The organism is Streptomyces sp. SAJ15, assembly GCF_007595705.1.
GTDB lineage: Bacteria > Actinomycetota > Actinomycetes > Streptomycetales > Streptomycetaceae > Streptomyces.
The window spans coordinates 636,937-655,476 of the sequence record NZ_NISY01000002.1; the positions used below are offsets into that span (position 1 = coordinate 636,937).

At 74.1% G+C, this 18,540-nt stretch carries 17 protein-coding genes; 14 read left to right on the top strand and 3 right to left on the bottom strand.

Features of this window, described 5'->3' with window-relative positions; genetic code table 11:
• Nucleotides 1–15 precede the first annotated feature (15 nt).
• A complete protein-coding gene (locus CD790_RS08140; protein ID WP_144382356.1) occupies nt 16–1,236 on the bottom strand; it encodes an amino acid deaminase/aldolase in 1,221 nt (406 codons plus the stop codon).
• Between the two features lie 362 nt (nt 1,237–1,598).
• Between CD790_RS08140 and CD790_RS08145 the strand changes: the two genes are divergently transcribed.
• The 4 genes from CD790_RS08145 to CD790_RS08160 all read left to right on the top strand — a co-directional run bounded on the left by CD790_RS08145 (nt 1,599) and on the right by CD790_RS08160 (nt 5,504).
• A complete protein-coding gene (locus CD790_RS08145; protein WP_144382357.1) occupies nt 1,599–2,441 on the top strand; it encodes a hypothetical protein in 843 nt (280 codons plus the stop codon).
• Nucleotides 2,438–3,589, top strand: coding sequence for a type VII secretion-associated serine protease mycosin (mycP, locus tag CD790_RS08150; protein WP_144382358.1), 1,152 nt, complete (start codon nt 2,438–2,440; stop codon nt 3,587–3,589). Before CD790_RS08145 ends, mycP begins: the two co-directional genes overlap by 4 nt.
• A 274-nt stretch (nt 3,590–3,863) precedes the next feature.
• A complete protein-coding gene (locus CD790_RS08155; protein WP_144382359.1) occupies nt 3,864–4,610 on the top strand; it encodes an SseB family protein in 747 nt (248 codons plus the stop codon).
• A gap of 117 nt (nt 4,611–4,727) precedes the next feature.
• A complete protein-coding gene (locus CD790_RS08160) occupies nt 4,728–5,504 on the top strand; it encodes an MIP family channel protein (RefSeq protein ID WP_144382360.1) in 777 nt (258 codons plus the stop codon).
• 44 nt (nt 5,505–5,548) lie between these two features.
• On the opposite strand, the gene CD790_RS08165 is transcribed toward CD790_RS08160, so the two are convergent.
• Complete coding sequence (locus tag CD790_RS08165; protein WP_144382361.1) at nt 5,549–5,938, bottom strand: DUF1844 domain-containing protein; 390 nt, start codon at nt 5,936–5,938, stop codon at nt 5,549–5,551.
• A gap of 338 nt (nt 5,939–6,276) precedes the next feature.
• Here CD790_RS08165 and infC point away from each other — a divergent pair, with 338 nt between their 5' ends.
• From infC to CD790_RS08215, 10 genes are all read left to right on the top strand, one after another.
• Nucleotides 6,277–6,921 carry a translation initiation factor IF-3 gene (gene infC, locus CD790_RS08170; protein ID WP_144382362.1) on the top strand — a complete coding sequence of 215 codons (645 nt, stop codon included), beginning with the start codon at nt 6,277–6,279 and terminating at the stop codon, nt 6,919–6,921.
• Between the two features lie 134 nt (nt 6,922–7,055).
• A complete protein-coding gene (gene rpmI / locus CD790_RS08175) occupies nt 7,056–7,250 on the top strand; it encodes a 50S ribosomal protein L35 (protein ID WP_144382363.1) in 195 nt (64 codons plus the stop codon).
• A gap of 100 nt (nt 7,251–7,350) precedes the next feature.
• Nucleotides 7,351–7,743: a 50S ribosomal protein L20 gene (rplT, locus tag CD790_RS08180; protein WP_144382364.1), complete on the top strand. Its 393-nt coding sequence runs from the start codon at nt 7,351–7,353 to the stop codon at nt 7,741–7,743.
• Nucleotides 7,744–7,937: 194 nt separating this feature from the next.
• On the top strand, nt 7,938–8,768 hold the full coding sequence (locus CD790_RS08185; RefSeq protein ID WP_144382365.1) for an RNA methyltransferase: 831 nt from the start codon (nt 7,938–7,940) through the stop codon (nt 8,766–8,768).
• A gap of 67 nt (nt 8,769–8,835) precedes the next feature.
• On the top strand, nt 8,836–10,299 hold the full coding sequence (locus CD790_RS08190; RefSeq protein WP_260867411.1) for an ATP-binding protein: 1,464 nt from the start codon (nt 8,836–8,838) through the stop codon (nt 10,297–10,299).
• Between the two features lie 114 nt (nt 10,300–10,413).
• Nucleotides 10,414–11,532, top strand: coding sequence for a phenylalanine--tRNA ligase subunit alpha (pheS, locus tag CD790_RS08195; RefSeq protein WP_144382366.1), 1,119 nt, complete (start codon nt 10,414–10,416; stop codon nt 11,530–11,532).
• Nucleotides 11,532–14,057 (top strand): phenylalanine--tRNA ligase subunit beta, encoded by a 2,526-nt coding sequence (gene pheT, locus CD790_RS08200; RefSeq protein ID WP_144382367.1) that lies wholly within the window; start codon nt 11,532–11,534, stop codon nt 14,055–14,057. Before pheS ends, pheT begins: the two co-directional genes overlap by 1 nt.
• A gap of 381 nt (nt 14,058–14,438) precedes the next feature.
• Nucleotides 14,439–15,824, top strand: coding sequence for a PP2C family protein-serine/threonine phosphatase (locus CD790_RS08205; protein WP_186318925.1), 1,386 nt, complete (start codon nt 14,439–14,441; stop codon nt 15,822–15,824).
• 124 nt (nt 15,825–15,948) lie between these two features.
• Nucleotides 15,949–17,286: a transcriptional regulator gene (locus tag CD790_RS08210; protein WP_144382369.1), complete on the top strand. Its 1,338-nt coding sequence runs from the start codon at nt 15,949–15,951 to the stop codon at nt 17,284–17,286.
• Nucleotides 17,287–17,344: 58 nt separating this feature from the next.
• Nucleotides 17,345–17,875, top strand: a complete 531-nt coding sequence (locus tag CD790_RS08215) for an NUDIX hydrolase (RefSeq protein ID WP_144382370.1) — start codon at nt 17,345–17,347, stop codon at nt 17,873–17,875.
• Between the two features lie 34 nt (nt 17,876–17,909).
• Here CD790_RS08215 and CD790_RS08220 read toward each other — a convergent pair whose 3' ends face one another.
• Nucleotides 17,910–18,167, bottom strand: a complete 258-nt coding sequence (locus tag CD790_RS08220) for a hypothetical protein (RefSeq protein ID WP_144382371.1) — start codon at nt 18,165–18,167, stop codon at nt 17,910–17,912.
• Between the last annotated feature and the right edge of the window lie 373 nt (nt 18,168–18,540).

An 18,540-nucleotide genomic window follows, 5' to 3' on the forward strand; every position in this document is an offset into this window, starting at 1 on the left:
GTGAACTCGGCGGAGCTAGAGGAACGTCCGCCCCTCGCCCCGATAGGTGGGCACCGTGTCCACCACCCGGTCCCCGTCGACGAGGTGCAGCGCCTCGAAGCGCTCACACAGCTCCCCGGCCTTGGCATGCCGGAACCAGACGCGGTCGCCCACCGACAGCTCGTCGGCGGCCGCGCCCACCAGCGGCGTCTGCACCTCGCCCGCCCCCTCCATGGAGTCGTAGCGCAAACCCCGCGGCAGATACGGCACCGGCAGCCGATCGGCGCCCGGCACCCCCGACGCCGGATAGCCGCCACCGAGCACCGTCGCCACGCCCACCCCGGGCCGGCGCACCACCGGCAGCGCGAACAGCGCCGCCGGGCGCCCGCGGAACGCGGTGTAGTCGTCGAACAGCCGCGGCTGGTAGAGCCCGGAGCCCGCCGCCACCTCCGTGACCACCGCCTCGGCCACCGTGTGCTGCACGCTCCCGGTGCCACCGCCGTTCACGAACTCCAGCTCCGTCACCTGCCGCACGGCCCGCACCGCCTCCGCACGCCGCGCCACCAACTGCCGACGGGCCGCCGCCTGCATCAGCCGCACCGTGCGGGCCCGCAGCGGCCGCCCCACCGGCGCGTCCCCGACGCCCGCCAGATGACCCTCGTACGCCAGCAGCCCGACCACCCGGAAGCCCGGCCGACGGGCCACCGCGCGAGCCAGCTCCACCAACCGCGCCGGCTCGTGCAGCGGCGAGCGCAACGCCCCCACCCGCACCCGGCCGCCCAACAGCCGCAGCGAGGTGTCCAGCTCCAGACAGACCCGCACCTCCGCCGCGCCCCCGCGCGCGGCGTCGATCAGATCGAGCTGCGCCACGTCGTCCACCACCACGGTCACCGCCGCCGCCAGCCCGGGATCCGAGGTCAGCTCGGCGAACCGCGCCCGATCGGCCGACGGATAGGCGAGCAGCACATCCGTGAAGCCCTCCCGCGCCAGCCACACCGACTCGGCCAGCGTGAAGCTCATGACCCCCGAGAAACCGTCCATCGCCAGCACCCGCTCCAGCAGCGCCCGGCACCGCACCGACTTGCTGGCCACCCGCACCGGCTTGCCCCCCGCCCGGCGCACCAGATCACGCGCGTTGGCGTCGAAGGCGGCCAGGTCCACGATGGCCAGCGGAGCGTCCAGTTCAGCGGTGGCCCGCTCGTACCGGGCCCGCTCCGCGGCGGGCCCGTACGCGGGAACGAAGACGTCGGCCGACATGACCGCAGCTTGCCAGAGGGCGCTGAGCCGGGGGTAGAGGGGCGGCCGGTGCGGACGCGGGCCCCCGCCCCGTAAAGTGTCGCGCACGCCCCGCGTACGCGCGCACGCCACGACCGGCAGGTCGGCGGTGTGCCGCCCACGCACGGGCGGGAGGGGCGGGCGCGCCCGGGGGCAGCGGGGTCGAGGGGGTGGCGGTGAGCACGGAGGCCGAGCCCGCACGCCCCACCACTCCACCGCCCCCACCCCACCCGCCGCGGCCCGTCCATCCGGGCGCGATACCCGGTCCCGCACGACGGGGACGCGTCGAACTCGACGACCCCACCCCCGTGTTGCCGCGCCGCGCGGTGCGACCGCCCGGGGGAGTGCCCCGACCGAGAACGGCGCCGACCGGCGTCCCCGCGACCGACGCGCCCCCCGCGGAGAGCGGTTCGCCCGCGCCGCGGCACACCTCGACCCGCGGTCACGCCCGCACGGTCACCGCCGCGACCTGTCTCGTCCTCGGCCTGGGGCTGCTCGCCGGGGCCGGCGCCGGCACCTGGCTGGCGGAGGAGTCGGACAAGCACCCGTCGACCCGGGCGGACTACGCACGGGCGCGCGACGCCTGGCACGACGTCCCGGTGGACGACCTCTTCCCGACCACCCTGCGCGGCACCGGACCGGGCCGCGCCGACCGGGTGTGGACCCGCGTCGCGGTCGCCCCGGACAGCCGCTGCGCCGACGCCTTCGACCCGCTGCTGACCACGGTGCTGGCGCCGGTGGGCTGCGGACGGCTGCTCCGCGCCACCTACCTGGACGCGACGAGCACCAGCGTGACGACGGTCGGGGTCCTGGTGACCCGCGCCGACGCCGACGGCATGCGCGCGCTGCGCACCCGCTTCACCGACGAGCGGCTGGCGGAGCGCGCGGACCTGATGCCCCGCCCGTACCCGGTCGCGGACACCCCCGCCGCGGAGTTCACCACCGCCCAGCGCGCCACCTGGCACATCAGCGTCCTCACCGACGCCCCCGCCCTCGTCTACGCGGTGACCGGCTTCACCGACGGGCGCGAGGTCATCGACCCGCGACCCGCGCGGGAGGCGACCGGGCCCCGAGCGACCAGCATGCCCGCACAGTCCGGCCTCGCCCACGACGCGAAGGGCGTGGCCGCCGGTGTCGAACGCGCCTTCCGCGCGGCCGTCGCGAAGACGACGGAGGACCGACCGTGACCCGCCGCCTCTCGGCCGTCGCGGCCGCCGCCCTCGTCCTGCTGGCCTCCTCTCCGGCACAGGCGGACGCCATACGGGCCGAGGAGTGGGCGCTGGACGCCATCAACGCCCCCAGGGCCTGGGAGACGACCAAGGGCGAAGGCGTCACCGTCGCCGTCCTGGACACCGGGGTCGACGCCGCCCACCCCGACCTCTCCGGCCAGGTCCTCGACGGCAAGGACCTCATCGGCTTCGGCGCCGAACGCGGCGACCGCGCATGGGCGCGACACGGCACCGCCATGGCGGGGATCATCGCCGGACGCGGCCACGGCCCCACCAACGACGACGGGGTGCTCGGAGTGGCACCCGAGGCGAAGATCCTTCCGGTCCGGGTGATCCTCGAAGACGCCGACCCGGCACGCAAGAAGGCCCGCAACGCCCGCGGCAACGCCCTCGCCGACGGGATCCGCTGGGCCGCCGACCACGGCGCCGACGTGATCAACCTGTCGCTCGGCGACGACAGCGCGTCCGCCCACCCGGAGGCCGCCGAGGACGCCGCCGTCCAGTACGCGCTCCGCAAGGGCGCCGTCGTGGTCGCCTCGGCCGGCAACGGCGGCGAGAAGGGCGACCGGGCCTCCTACCCGGCCGCGTACCCCGGAGTGATCGCCGTGACGGCCGTCGACCGGCACGGCGTCCGCGCCCCCTTCTCCACCCGCCGCTGGTACGCCACCGTCTGCGCCCCCGGGGTCAACGTCGTCATCGCCGACCCGGACCGCCGCTACTACGAGGGCTGGGGCACCAGCGCGGCCGCCGCGTTCGTCTCCGGGGCGGCCGCCCTCGTCCGCGCCGCCCACCCCGATCTCAGCCCCGCACAGATCAAACAGCTGCTCATGGACACCGCCCAGGACCGCCCCGAGGGCGGCCGCAGCGACGAGCTCGGCGCCGGCCTGGTGGACCCGGCGGCCGCCATCGAGGCGGGCGACAAGCTGACCCCGCGGCCCCCCACCCCGTCCGCCGCGCCCTACCCCCGGCGCTACTTCGGCCGCGGTCCGAGCCCTGCGCCCGCCCCCGAGACGGACGAGACCCCGAACCGCCTCGCCCTGGCGGCGGCCCTGGGCGGCGTGGGCCTCCTGATCGCGGCGGTCTCCCTGCGCCGCCGACGCCGCTGACCGGCACACAGCACGGGCCGGCACCCGGGGGACGACGGGAGCGGCCGGGGCCGCAAGGGCAGGTAGTCCGAGCCGCTGTCGCATATGTGTGGGCGAAGAGGGGGTGAGCCGACGGTACGGGGTCGTCGCCCGTCAATATGCGGGCTCGGACCCTGCCCTGGAGGCCCCGGCCCGACCCACCCACGCGCCGTCCCCCCGGCACCGGCCCCCGCACCGACATCCCCGCTCAGACCCCTGAGCGGGCACGCCACCGCACCCCCGATACCCTCATCGGGTGGCCCTCAAGAACATTCCCGACCCCGGCTTCTCCGACGACGACGGCTCGGCCGACCCCCGGCTGAGCGCGGCCCTGGCCGCATGGGCGGCGGACCGGTCGCCCGGGTCCGAGTCCGAGGTGCTGGCCGCGCTCGCCGGGGCGCGGCTGCTGGTGCCGGTCGTCGCCGTCCTGGGCGAGGTCGAGGAGGGCCCCGACGGGCTGCGCCGGGAGAAGACCAGCGACATGGCGGTGCCGACGCTCCAGGCCCCCGACGGCCGGCGCGCGCTGCCCGCCTTCACCTCCACCGACGCCCTGGCCCGCTGGCGACCGGACGGCCGCCCCGTGGCGGTACCGCTGCGCCAGGCTCTGGAGGCGATGGCCCACGAGAAGGCCGACACCCTGGTGCTCGACCTGGCCGGACCGGTGACCTACCAGCTGACCGGCCCCGCCCTGCTGGCCCTCGCCGAGGGCCGGACCAGCGCGGACCCGCTCGCCGACCCGACGGTGACCGAGGCGGTCCGCGGCGTGGTGGCGGCCGAGCCCGGTGTGCTCCGCGCCTACCTCGCGCGCTCCGCCCCCGGCGGCGCCGACGGCACCCTCGCCCTGGCGGTCGCGCCGCAGGCCGAGCCGCGGGAGACCGCTCAGCGGGTGGCGGGCGCGCTGGCGGCGCACGAGGTGCTGCGGGCCCGGCTGGTGCGCGGCCTGGACCTCGCGCTGCTGCCGCCCGGCGCCGTGGTGCCGGGCGAGCCGCTGTTCAGCCGCTGACCCACCGGCCCCGCCCCCACCCGCATCCCCACCCGCACCGCTGATCTTCGACGCGCGAAACATTCCGGATTGTCCGAGAATGCAAGCAATGATCGCGACCCGGTCGAGGAGAGCGCCATGGAGACCAGAACGCTCGACATCAGCGAGGCCGAGATCCGTACGGCCCTCTCGGAGTTCGTCGGCACGCTGCTGCTGGTGTTCTTCGGGGTGGGCTCCGCGGTCCTGGGGGCGCGCTATCTGGGCACCACGGGCATCGCGCTGGCCTTCGGCTTCACGATGGTGGGGCTGTCCTACGCGCTGGGTCGGATCTCGGGCTGCCATCTGAACCCGGCGATCACCCTCGGCGTGCTGATGGCCCGGCGCATCGAGCTGCGTACGGCCATCGAGTACTGGATCGCGCAGATCGTCGGCGCCATCGTGGGGGCCGCGCTGCTCTTCCTGGTGGCCAAGCAGGTGCCGGACCTGAAGACGTCCGGCGCCTTCGGCAGCAACGGCTACGGCGACCGGTCCGCGGTGAGCATGGACGCGGGGGGCGCCTTCCTCGCGGAGGTGGTGCTCACCTTCCTGCTGGTCTTCGTGTTCCTCTCGGTGACCCAGACGGTCCTGGTCGGAGGCTTCGACCCGCTGCCGATCGGGCTGACCCTAGCCGTGGTGACGATGGTGGGGGTGCCGCTCACCGGCGCCTCGGTGAACCCCGCGCGGAGCCTCGGCCCGGGGATCTTCGCCGGGGGTGACGCGATGGCCCAGTTCTGGCTGTTCCTGATCGCGCCGCTGGTCGGCGGCGCGCTGGCGGCCCTGGTGCACCAGTACATCCACGCGCAGACGGCGGACGAGACGGCCGAGACCACTCCGCGGGCCGGGGGCCCGGGGCGGGCGGGACCCGGCCGAGGCTAGGACGACGGTCCGACCCCGCGCACCAGGCCCGCCCGGGGCTTACGTCAGCTCGAGAAGATCGGCCCAGTGAACTTCTCGCCGGGCCCCTGGCCCGGCTCGTCCGGCACCACGGACGCCTCGCGGAAGGCGAGCTGCAGCGACTTCAGGCCGTCCCGCAGCGGCGCGGCGTGGAAGGAGCTGATCTCGGTGGCGCTGGCGGTCACCAGGCCCGCCAGGGCGTTGATCAGCTTCCGGGCCTCATCGAGGTCCTTGTGCCGCTCGCCCTCCTCGGCCAGCCCGAGGTTGACCGCGGCGGCACTCATCAGGTGGACCGCCACCGTCGTGATGACCTCGACCGCGGGCACGTCCGCGATGTCGCGGGTCATCGCGTCGAAGCCGGGGTGGGAGGCGTTCGAACCGTTGGGGTCGTTCGGGGCGGGGGTGGCGTCGCTCATGGCTCAACTTTCTGGTGGACGGTGCCGGCCCCAGCCTAGGCGCCCCCGGACGCTCGCCCTCCGCCGGCCGCACGGGAAGCGTCTCGCTCCCGAGTCGTGTAGAGTTGGGGCCACGACCGGCTGGACACCTGTACCAGCCCACAAGTGGAGGCTCCGATCTCCCACCCAGTCGACCAGCGGTCGGCGGGTCACCGGTCATGTTGCGCCCCGTGGAATACGCACGGTGGTGCTCCCGGTTGTATGGAGCCCCGCCTGTGTCCCGTCCGGGGCGTTTTTCGCGTCCGGGGCGCGGTGGGTCGAACCGAAACAGGCTTTACGCGGCTGTCCGCCAGGCGGTCGTGTGGTGCAACCGAGGAGGATCCATCAGCGCCGAGCCCCGCATCAACGACCGGATTCGCGTCCCCGAGGTGCGACTCGTCGGTCCCAGTGGCGAGCAGGTCGGCATTGTGCCGCTTGCCAAGGCCCTGGAGCTTGCGCAGGAGTACGACCTCGACCTGGTCGAGGTGGCGGCGAACGCCCGTCCGCCGGTCTGCAAGCTCATGGACTACGGAAAGTTCAAGTACGAGTCGGCCATGAAGGCCCGTGAGGCGCGCAAGAACCAGGCGCACACGGTCATCAAGGAGATGAAGCTCCGGCCGAAGATCGACCCGCACGACTACGACACCAAGAAGGGTCACGTCGTCCGGTTCCTCAAGCAGGGCGACAAGGTCAAGATCACGATCATGTTCCGTGGACGTGAGCAGTCCCGGCCGGAGCTCGGCTACCGGCTGCTGCAGCGCCTCGCGGAGGACGTCCAGGATCTGGGCTTCGTGGAGTCGAACCCGAAGCAGGACGGCCGCAACATGATCATGGTCCTCGGTCCGCACAAGAAGAAGACCGAGGCGATGGCCGAGGCCCGCGAGGCCCAGGCCGCCCGCAAGGCCGCGCGCCAGCAGGGCGACGCCCCTGCGGAGGAGCCTGCCGAGGAGCCCGCCGAGGCGTGACGTCCGGGGCGTGAGCCCCGGCATCTCCGGGGCCACCCGCCCCGGGGTCCAATGGAAACAGCTGACGCTTCCGCCTGCCCGGTTTCACCGGTCGACTGCCTCGGAAGCGCCACCGACGAGGAGAGAACGGCGACATGCCGAAGAACAAGACGCACAGTGGTGCCAGCAAGCGTTTCAAGATCACCGGCTCCGGCAAGGTGGTCCGCCAGCGCGCCGGTCGCCGCCACCTTCTCGAGCACAAGTCGTCCACGCTGACGCGCCGCCTCGCCGGCACGGTCGAGATGGCCCCGGCCGACGCCAAGAAGATCAAGAAGCTTCTCGGCAAGTGACGCCCCCGCCCCGCTCCGGCGGGGTGCGCGACTGAGTTCGGGACCCATTCGTTTCCGGGCCGTGTGACATATCCGCGGCCCCGTACAAGGAGTTAATCAAGTGGCACGCGTCAAGCGCGCAGTCAACGCCCACAAGAAGCGCCGGGCGATCCTGGAGCAGGCCAGCGGCTACCGGGGCCAGCGTTCCCGCCTGTACCGCAAGGCGAAGGAGCAGGTCACCCACTCCTTCGTTTACAACTACAACGACCGTAAGAAGCGCAAGGGCGACTTCCGTCAGCTGTGGATCCAGCGCATCAACGCCGCTGCCCGCGCCAACGGCATGACCTACAACCGCTTCATCCAGGGTCTGAAGGCCGCCAACGTCGAGGTCGATCGCAAGATCCTGGCCGACCTCGCGGTCAACGACGCCAACGCGTTCGCCGCGCTGGTCGAGGTGGCCCAGAAGGCGCTGCCGAGCGACGTCAACGCCCCGAAGGCGGCCTCCGCGGCCTGACGGTCGCACTGAGCCGCACGGCGTGACCGGACCCGCAGGCGAACATTCGCCTGCGGGTCCGGTCGTCTCATGCGCCCCGACGCCGGGCCGCCCACGCCGTCCGGCGGCGCCCCGCCCACCGACCCACCGGCACCCCGCCCGCCGCCCAGGCGACCGCGCGGGACGCCCCTCCTCCCCGAAGCGAGCAGAACGCCATGGCCCCCGAGCTGACCTCCCTGCGATCGCCGCGTGTCATCGCGGCCCGGCGGTTGGCCAAGCGCAGCTTCCGCGGCAAGGAGCGGCGGTTCCTGGCCGAGGGGCCGCAGGCCGTGCGGGAGGCGATCCAGCACCTCGTGGAGGTGTACACGACGCCGGAGGCGGCCGCGCGGCACGCGGACATCGTCGCCGCGGCGCGGGACGCGGGCATCCCCGTGCTGACCGCCACCGACGAGGTCATCGCGGAGATGTCGGACACGGTCACCCCGCAGGGCGTCGTCGGGCTGTGCCGCTTCCTGGACACGCCGTTCGGGGAGATCGTGCGGGCCCGCCCCAAGCTGGTCGCCGTGCTGGCGAACGTCCGCGACCCCGGCAACGCCGGCACCGTGCTGCGCTGCGCCGACGCCGCGGGCGCGGAGGCGGTCGTGCTCACCGACGCCTCGGTCGACCTGTACAACCCCAAGGCGGTGCGCGCCTCCGTGGGCTCCCTCTTCCACCTCCCGGTCGCCGTGGGCGTGCCGGTGGAGACCGTGGTCGGCGGGCTGCGCGAGGCCGGGGTGCGGCTGCTGGCCGCCGACGGCGCGGGCGAGGCGGACCTGGACGCCGAGCTCGACGCGGGCGCCATGGGCGGCCCGACCGCGTGGATCTTCGGCAACGAGGCGTGGGGTCTCCCGGAGGAGACCCGCGCGCTGGCCGACGCCGTCGTGCGCGTCCCGATCCACGGCCGGGCCGAGAGCCTCAACCTCGCCACGGCCGCCGCGGTGTGCCTCTACGCCTCCGCGCGTGCGCAGCGTGCGCCCGGAGGGTGCCGCTCCGTCACATCCAGCTAGTAGGGTTGCACTCCCTGGGGGCCCGAAAGGGGGTGCGCGGATGGAGGTCGGGACCTCCAGTGCCGGGATGAGGAGCGCCCATGCGCCCGGAGCGGGCGCGCGCCGGGCGGAGCGGCGTGAGCGGCGCGAGCCGCCGGGCCGGGATCCGTCCACGCCCGCCGACCGCGGCACACCCACGTCGGCGACACGGGTCGGGGCAGCCGCCCCGACGACGTCACCCGCCACCCCGCCCGCGGTAGCCGCCGCCACGACGACCCGGCGCGCGGCCGCCGCCCTGCCGGCCCCGCGCACCACCGCGGCGGCTGCCGGTGCGCCGCCCGCCTCGGCCGGTGCGCCCTCCTCCGCGGGGGTGTCCGCCTCCGCGGGGGTGTCCGCCTCGGAGACGGCACGCGCGTCCGCCGGCCCGCCGACGTCCGCCGTGGCGTTCACGCTGCCCGATCCGGCCGGCCTCGGCCTGCACCCGGACGACCTGCCGGACGGCCTCGTGGTCGCCGACGAGAACGGCCGCGTCACCTGCTTCAACGCCGCCGCGGCCCGGATCACCGAGCTGTGCGCGGCCGAGGCGATCGGCCGCCCCCTGGAGAGCGCCCTGCCGTTGGAGGATCTGGAGGGCCGCCGCTGGTGGGCGCTGACCGATCCGTACGGCGGCCTGGCCATCCGGGTCGGCCAGCCGGAGCGCAATCTGCTGCTCCCCGGCGGCCGCGAGGTGCTGGTCTCCGCGCGCTATGTGCGCCAGCGCCCCACCGGCCCCGTGCACCGGCTGGTCGTCTCGCTGCGCGGCACCGAGGCCCGTCGCCGCACCGAGCGCAGCCACGCCGAGCTGATCGCCACCGTCGCCCACGAGCTGCGCTCGCCGCTCACCTCGGTCAAGGGGTTCACCGCCACCCTGCTGGCCAAGTGGGAGCGGTTCACGGACGACCAGAAGCGGCTGATGCTGGAGACCGTCGACGCCGACGCCAACCGCGTCACCCGGCTGATAGCCGAGCTGCTGGACATCTCCCGGATCGACTCCGGACGGCTGGAGGTGCGCCGGCAGCCGGTCGACCTGGTCGCCGCCGTGCGACGCCACGTCCAGGCGTACACCACCGCGGGCCACCGCCCCGAGCGGTTCCCGATCCTGGTGCGTGAGCCGCTGCCGAAGCTGTGGGCCGACCCGGACAAGGTCGACCAGGTGCTGAGCAACCTGCTGGAAAACGCGGTGCGTCACGGCGAGGGAACCGTCACCATTGAGGTGGCTCCCGCGCCCGCCGCGGGACCCTTCCGGGGGAGCCCCCCCGGATCGTCGGGCCAGGTGGAAGGGACGGCCGTCACCGTGAGCGACGAGGGCCCCGGCATCCCCGACGAGTCGATGGGCCGCGTCTTCACCCGCTTCTGGCGGGGCAGCAAGCGCGGCGGCACCGGCCTGGGCCTGTACATCGTCAAGGGAATCGTCGAGGCGCACGGCGGGACGATCACCGTCGGCCGGGCCCGCGGCGGCGGCGCCGAGTTCCGATTTACCCTGCCCGTGGGCGCGCCGGCCTTCATGGCCTGAGCGGCCCGCGGGCTCTTCACCCTCGTACGCCCCGTAGACTCGGCCTTTGGCACCTTTGCGTCCTTGTCCTCTGCGGGGACCCCCAAAGCCAGCCGAACGGAAGCACGGGAAGAGATGTCGGCACCCAATAAGTCGTACGACCCGGTCGAGGTCGAGGCACTGAAACCGGAAGAGATCGCCCGCATGCGGGACGAGGCGCTCGCCGCCATCGCCGCCGCCGGTGACCTGGCTGCGCTGCGCGAGGTCAAGGTGGCGCACACCGGTGACCGCTCGCCGCTGGCGCTCGCCAACCGCGAGATCGGCGCCCTGCCGCCGCACGCCAAGGCGGACGCGGGCAAGCGCGTCGGCCAGGCGCGCGGGCAGGTGAACCAGGCCCTCAAGGCCCGCCAGGAGGAGCTGGAGGCGGAGCGCGACGCGCGCGTGCTGGTCGAGGAGGCGGTGGACGTCACGCTGCCGTACGACCGCGTGCCCGCCGGCGCCCGGCACCCGATCACCACGCTCTCCGAGCGCATCGAGGACGTCTTCGTGGCCATGGGCTACGAGGTCGCCGAGGGCCCCGAGGTCGAGGCCGAGTGGTTCAACTTCGACGCGCTCAACTTCCCCCCGGACCACCCGGCCCGCGAGATGCAGGACACCTTCTTCGTGAAGGGCCCCAAGGGGACCGACTCCGGTGTCGTGCTGCGCACCCACACCTCGCCGGTGCAGGTCCGCTCGATGCTGGACCGCGAGCCGCCGATCTACGTGATCTGCCCGGGCCGCACGTTCCGCACCGATGAGCTGGACGCCACCCACACCCCGGTCTTCCACCAGGTCGAGCTGCTCGCCATCGACGAGGGCCTGACCATGGCGGACCTCAAGGGCACCCTGGACCACATGGTGCAGGCGCTGTTCGGGGAGGGCATGAGCACCCGGCTGCGCCCCAACTTCTTCCCGTTCACCGAGCCGTCCGCCGAGATGGACATGGAGTGCTACGTCTGCCGCGGCGAGTCGGTGGGCGACCCCGACCGCCCCTGCCGGACGTGTGGCAGCGAGGGCTGGATCGAGCTGGGCGGCTGCGGCATGGTCAACCCGCGGGTGCTGATCGCCTGCGGCATCGACCCGGAGAGGTACAGCGGGTTCGCCTTCGGCTTCGGGATCGAGCGGATGCTGATGTTCCGCCACAACGTGGAAGACATGCGAGACATGGTCGAGGGTGACGTGCGCTTCACCCGGCCCTTCGGGATGGAGATCTGATGCGGGTCCCGCTTTCTTGGCTGCGGGAGTACGTCGATCTGCCGGCCGGCGAGACCGGCCGTGACGTGCAGGCCAAGCTCATCGCCGCCGGGCTCGAGGTCGAGACCGTCGACCGGCTCGGCACGGGCCTCGAAGGCCCCCTGGTCGTCGGCCGGGTCCTGGCCATCGAGGAGCTGGAGGGCTTCAAGAAGCCGATCCGCTACTGCCAGGTGGACGTCGGCACGGCCAACGGCACCGGCGAGCCGCAGAACATCGTCTGCGGCGCCCGGAACTTCGCGGTCGGCGACAAGGTCGTCGTCGTGCTGCCCGGCGCGGTGCTGCCCGGCGACTTCAAGATCGCCTCCCGTAAGACCTACGGCAAGGTCTCCGAGGGCATGATCTGCTCGGCCAGCGAGCTGGGCATGTCGGACGACCACGACGGCATCATCGTGCTGCCGCCGGAGTACGAGCCCGGCACCGACGCCATGGAGCTGCTGGAGCTCGTCGACGAGGTGCTCGACATCGCCGTCACCCCGGACCGCGGCTACTGCCTGTCGCTGCGCGGCATCGCCCGCGAGGCGGCCACCGCCTACGGGCTGCCGCTGCGCGACCCGGCGCTGCTGGACGTGCCCGCCCCGAACTCCTACGGCTACCCCGTCAAGGTCGCCGACCCGATCGGCTGCGACCGCTTCACCGCGCGCGTCGTCACCGGGCTCGACCCGGAGGCGCGCTCCCCGATCTGGCTCCAGCGCCGGCTCCAGAAGGCCGGGATGCGCCCGATCTCGCTGGCGGTCGACGTCACCAACTACGTGATGCTCGAACTGGGCCAGCCGCTGCACGCCTACGACCGGTCCCGCCTCGCCGGGTCGATCGGGGTGCGCCGCGCCGAGCCCGGCGAGAAGCTCACCACCCTCGACGGCAGCCAGCGGATCCTGGACGCCGAGGACCTCGTCATCACCGACGACAACGGGCCGATCGGCCTGGCCGGCGTGATGGGCGGGGCCAACACCGAGGTCGCCGACGCCGTCTTCGACGACGCCACCGGCACCGTCACCGGCACCACCGACGTGGTCATCGAGGCCGCGCACTTCGACCCGGTCTCCATCGCCCGCACCGCCCGCCGCCACAAGCTCTCCTCCGAGGCGTCGCGGCGCTTCGAGCGCGGCGTGGACCCCGAGGCCGCCTCGGCGGCCGCGCAGCGCACCGTGGACCTGCTGGTGCTGCTCGCCGGCGGCACCGCCGAGGCCGGCGTCACCGAGGTCGTCTCCCCGCGCGGACCGCGCACCATCACCGTCCGCGCCGACCACCCGGACCGCGTGGCCGGCGTCGCCTACGGCCGCGAGACCGTGGTGCGCCGCCTGCAGCAGGTCGGCTGCGACGTCTACGGCGCCGACGACCTGACCGTCACGGTGCCCAGCTGGCGCCCCGACCTGCGGGACCCCAACGACCTCGCCGAAGAGGTCATCCGGCTGGAGGGCTACGAGAACCTGCCCGCCACCCTCCCGCTGCCGCCCGCCGGCCGCGGCCTCACCGCGCGGCAGCGGCTGCACCGCCGGGTCGGCCGGGCACTGGCCGGCGCCGGCTACACCGAGGCGCTCAACTACCCGTTCATCGGCGAGGAGGCGCTCGACCAGCTGGGCCTGGAGGCCGACGACCCGCGCCGCAACCTGGTGCGCCTGGTCAACCCGCTCTCCGACACCGAGCCGGCGCTGCGCACCACCCTGCTCCCGGGGCTGCTCGGCGCGCTGCGCCGCAACATCGGCCGCGGCGAGCACGACCTGGCGCTCTTCGAGACCGGCCTGGTCTTCCGCACCACCGGTGACGAGCCCGTCGCCGCCACGCTCCCGGTCGACCGCCGTCCCACGGACGAGGAGATCGCCACGCTCAACGCCGCGCTGCCGCAGCAGCCGCGCCGCGTCGCCGTGGTGCTCACCGGCTCCCGTGAGCAGGCCGGCTGGTGGAGCGAGGGCCGCGCCGCCGGCTGGGCGGACGCCGTCGAGGCGGGCCGCACCGTGGCCCGTGAGGCGGGTGTGGAGCTGATCGTCCGCCAGGACCAGCAGGCGCCGTGGCACCCGGGCCGGTGCGCCGCGCTGCTCGCCGTCGTCGACGGCGAGGAGATCCTGGTCGGCAACGCCGGCGAGCTCCACCCGCGCGTCACCAAGGCGCTCGGCCTGCCGGAGCGCACCTGCGCGATGGAGATCGAGCTGGACCGCCTGGAGCGGGCCGGGGCGGGCGCCGTCCAGGCCCCGCGCGTGTCCACCTTCCCGGTGGCCACCCAGGATGTCGCGCTGGTCGTCGACGCCTCGGTCGCGGCCGCCGACGTGGAGGCCGCGCTCCGCGCGGGCGCCGGCGAGCTCCTCGAATCGCTGCGGCTGTTCGACGTGTTCACCGGTGAGCAGCTCGGCGAGGGCAGGAAGTCGCTCGCGTACGCGCTGCGCTTCCGCGCCGCCGACCGGACGCTGACCGCCGAGGAGGCGTCCGCGGCCCGCGACGCCGCCGTGGCCACCGCCGTCGAGCGCACCGGAGCCGTCCTCCGCGGCGCCTGACCCGCGGCCGGCTCCGGCACCACCCATGAAGGCGCATCCCACCCCGGGGTGCGCCTTCGCGCGTCCGCGGCCACATCCACCAGGGCGGCGCCGGGGCGTGCCCCGGCTCGTGCGTGGGCCGGGTGCGCCGGGGCGAGGGCGGAGGCGTCGGGGCGGTGGGAGCGCCTGCCCCGGGGCGTCGGGGAACGCGCCCTTTCGGGTTCGTCCACGCACGCCGTCGCCGCCCCCGTAGGGAAGTCACCCGATCGGGTGAGAATCATACGGAGAGTGGTCAATTCGGGGCGGAAGGTCGCGAGAATCGTGCCGATCGCCAAGGCCCACCGCATGCGTCGACACCAGGGCCGGCCAACCGCCTCATCGGTTGCTAGGGGGGCCGACTGCATGATCGGGACCAGGGTTTTGTGCTGCCTGCGTGCCGGCGCCGGGTGGTGCGTCCGCCAGCTCGTCCTGACGCTGCCCGCCCTGTGGGTGCTCGCCGTCGTGGTCTGGGAGACGCTCAGTCCCCTCGACACACAGCTGGTGCAACTGCTCGCCGCCGCTCCGGCCATCGCGTGCGCCGGCAGCGGTCGTCGGCTGTGCGTGGTGATGGGCGGGGTGAGCGCCCTGTTCGCGCTCGTGCCCATCGGCGAGGCCCGGCCGGCCGACCAGGGCGAGGACTTCGAGGCGCGGGCCGGCACCTGCGGTGCGATCGTCGCCGTGGTCGGCGCCAGCTATCTGACCTCCGGCCGCCGGCTGCGCCTGGTCCGCGAGCTGGAGCAGGCCAGGGAGGTCGCGGCCGCCACACAGGACGTGGTGCTGCGACCACTGCCCACCCGCCTGGACGGCATCGCGGTCGCGGGCGGCCACCTCTCCGCCACCAGCGGCTCCGCGCTCGGCGGCGATCTCTACGAGGCGCTGGCCACCGCCCACGGCGTACGGGTGGTCATCGGCGATGTGCGCGGCCATGGACTCGCCGCGCTCGGCACCGTCGCCGCCGTCCTCGGCAGCTTCCGCGAGGCCGCGCACGACGAGCCGGACCTGACCGATGTGCTGCGCCGGCTCGAGCGGGCGCACCACCGGCACCTGTGGGAGCGGGCCTGCCCCGAGCACCCGGTGGCCGAGGCGACGTGTGCCGCGTGGCCCGGAGCCCCGGCCGACCCGGGCCGCGCCGCGGACCCCCGGAGCCCGGACGCGACCGCCGGCGCGGGCGCGGAGACGGGCGCGGAGACCGCGGACCACCCCTGCGGCCGGGACGCCCGCCCCGCCTCCTGCCGCGAGGAGCCCGCGAGCCCGGCCGGTGAGGACTTCGTGACCGTGCTCCTCCTGGAGGTGCGCCCCGACGGCGAGGTCACCGCCCTCAACTGCGGCCACCCCTGGCCACATCAGCTGTTCTACGAGCTCACCGGCGAGCCGCGGGCCCGACAGCTCGACCCCGCGGAGGCGATGCCGCCGCTCGGCCTGTTCCCGCTGCCGGCCGAGCTGTCGACCGTGCACTGCACCCGGCTGCTCCCCGGCGACGTGCTGGTGCTGCACACCGACGGCGCCGAGGACGCCCGGGACGCGCAGGGGAACTTCTTCCCGCTGGACCGCTCGCTGGTCGACGTGGCCCGCAGCGCCACCGCCGCCCCCGCGACGGTCGTCGCGTCGATGCAGGCCAAGGTGGTCGAGCACAGCGGAGGGCGGCTGGCCGACGACGTCGCCCTGTTGGCGCTGCGCAACGACCGGGAGCGGCTGCCCGCCCAACCGGCCGGCTGCGCCGGGCCCGCCGGCTCCACCCGCCCCTGGTGACACGGCGCCGGTCACGACCGGCGTGACCGGCCCGGCACCCGGAGAGGCGCACCGGCTTTCACACCCCGTGCGAAACGCGCTCCACTAGGCTGAAAACGCACCCAGCACCTCGGGAGGGCACGGGATGGAGCCCAACACACTCCTCGACTCCTTACTCGACGAGGCCGGCATCTCGCACGCGGGGCTGGCCGCGCACATCAACGAGGCGGGCCGAGCACGCGGACTGACGCTGCGTTACGAGCACACCGCGGTGGCGCGCTGGCTGAAGGGCCAACGGCCCCGCGGGCAGGTACCGGACCTGGTCTGCGAGGTGTTGGGGGAGCGGCTGCGCCGGGCGCTCACCCTGGACGACATCGGGCTCGGCACGCCCGGCAGTCCGCGCACCCCCAGCACCCCGCTGTCCGGCTTCGTGGAGCGGGCCACCGCGCTGTGGCGATCCGACGAGCAGCAGCGGCCCCATGTGCTGAGCGCCCCCGCCGTCACCGGCACCTCGGCGGTGATCCCGGTATGGGAGTGGGAGAACCCCCCGGAGGACTCGGACGTCTCCCGGTCCGGACTGACCCGGGTGAGCATGGCCGACATCGAGATGCTGCGCGCCGCGCGCGCCCACTACGAGCAGCTGTACCGCAAGGCCGGCGGTGTCGCGACCCGCGTCCGCGTCGTCGGGTTCCTCAACTCCGAGGCCGCGCCGTTGCTGCGCGGAAGTTACCCCGACCAGACGGGTCGTCAGCTGCACCGGGCGACCGGCGGCCTGGTGGCCGTCGCCGGCATCTGCGCCTACGACTCGGACGCGCACGGCCTCGCCCAGCGCTACTTCCACCAGGCCCTGCGGCTGGCCAAGGCCAGCGGGGACCGCGGTCTGGGCGCGTATGTGATCGCGCTGCTCGTCAACCAGTCGCTGTTCATGAAGGAGTACCGGCAGGCGGTGGCGTTCGCCGAGTCCGCGCTGCGGGCCGCCGGCCCGCACCTCACCCCCGCGCTCGCCGCCGACCTGTACGCGATGCAGGCCAAGGCGTACGCGCGGCTGGGCGACGGCACGGGGGCGCTCTCCTGCATCCGGCGGGCCGAGACCGCCGCCGAGCACATCCGGCGTGGACAGGAGCCCGACGAGACCGGCTATGTCCAGCCCGGACTGGTGAACGTGCAGGTGGCGGAGGCGCTGTTGAGCCTGGGCGAGCTGGGCGCGGCGCGCGAGCACGCCACCGCGGCCGTCGGCACCCCCGCCCACGACCGGGGCCGGGTGCACCGGCTGGCCATGCTCACCCATATCGAGCTGCGCCAAGGTGACGCGGACCAGGCGGTGGCCACGGCGGTGGAAATGACCGAGCGGGCCCGCGGAATGGAGTCGCAGCGATTACGCGACCGACTCCGCGCGGTGCGCGAGCACCTGGCGGAGAGCGGTTGCTCGGCGACCTCCGAGGCCGCGGAGCTGATCGACGGGGCGTTGCGCGTGCCCCTCTGAGCACGGTCGGCCCTCCCCGTCGGCATGCTGCCATCTACCCGGCGGAAGGTGGCTGACAGTGCTTTGGAAGAATCTCGGGGAAGAGACCGTGTACGAGAACCGATGGTTCCGGGTGAACCTCGCCGACGTCGAACTCCCCGACGGCCGTCATCTCGATCATTTCCTGATCCGGCTGCGTCCGGTCGCCGTGGCCACGGCGGTCAACGACGCCGATGAGGTGCTGCTGCTGTGGCGGCACCGGTTCATCACCGACAACTGGGGCTGGGAGCTGCCCGCGGGCGTGGTCGAGGACGGCGAGGACATCGCCGTCGCGGCGGCCCGAGAGATGGAGGAGGAGACGGGCTGGCGCCCCGGCCCGCTGCGGCATCTGCTCTCCGTGGAGCCCTCCAACGGGCTCACCGACGCCCGGCACCACATCTACTGGGCACAGGAGGCGACCTATGTGGGGCCTCCGGAGGACGAGTTCGAGTCCGACCGTCGCCAGTGGGTGCCGCTCAGGGCGGTACCCGACATGATCGCGCGCGGTGAGGTCCCGGCCGCCAACATGGCGGCCGCCCTGATGCTCCTGTACCACCTCCGGCTCGGCTGAGCCGAATCCGGCGCCCCGGCGGCCGGTCGTCGTCTCAGCGGCCGGCCGCCTGCCACAGCGCGAGGAGGAGCGCGCACACCCCGGTCAGCGCGGCGATGGACGGCAACGGCCAGCGGCTGTGCTCCAGCACGCGCACCCGGGCGGTGAGTTGGGCCAGATCGGCGGCGGCCTCGTCGCCCCGATGGGCGAGGAGGGCGAGCTGTCCCTCGACGCGGGCCTGGGTCACGTCGACGGTCCGGCGGAGTTCCGCGAGCTCCGCGGCGGCCACGGTCTGCTCGGGCTCGGTGGTCACGGTCTGAATCCCCTTTCACGGTGGTTTCCGGATGTCGTCCACGGCGGTTCCGTGGGCTTCCGGTGGTGGTTCCGTGTGTGCTCCAACGGTCCGAGTCAACCGCGATCCGGCGGCCGACGGGAGCGTGTGCGGGGGGCGAGTGCGGGTCGGTCCCGCACACCCCGTGCGAACTCCGGTGTGAAAGCCGTTGCGCCCCCGCGCACATCAGCGGAGGAAGCAGAACCCGGACGACATCGGTAAGCGCTGTCGCGCCCGCTCCAGGACGCCGACGCCCCCCTCACCGAGCAGGCGGGGAGGGGGGCGACAGGGCCGCGTCGGCGACCTCGGTGCGGAGGCGGGTGATGCGTGCGGCAGCGCCACGGGCGCGTCAGGG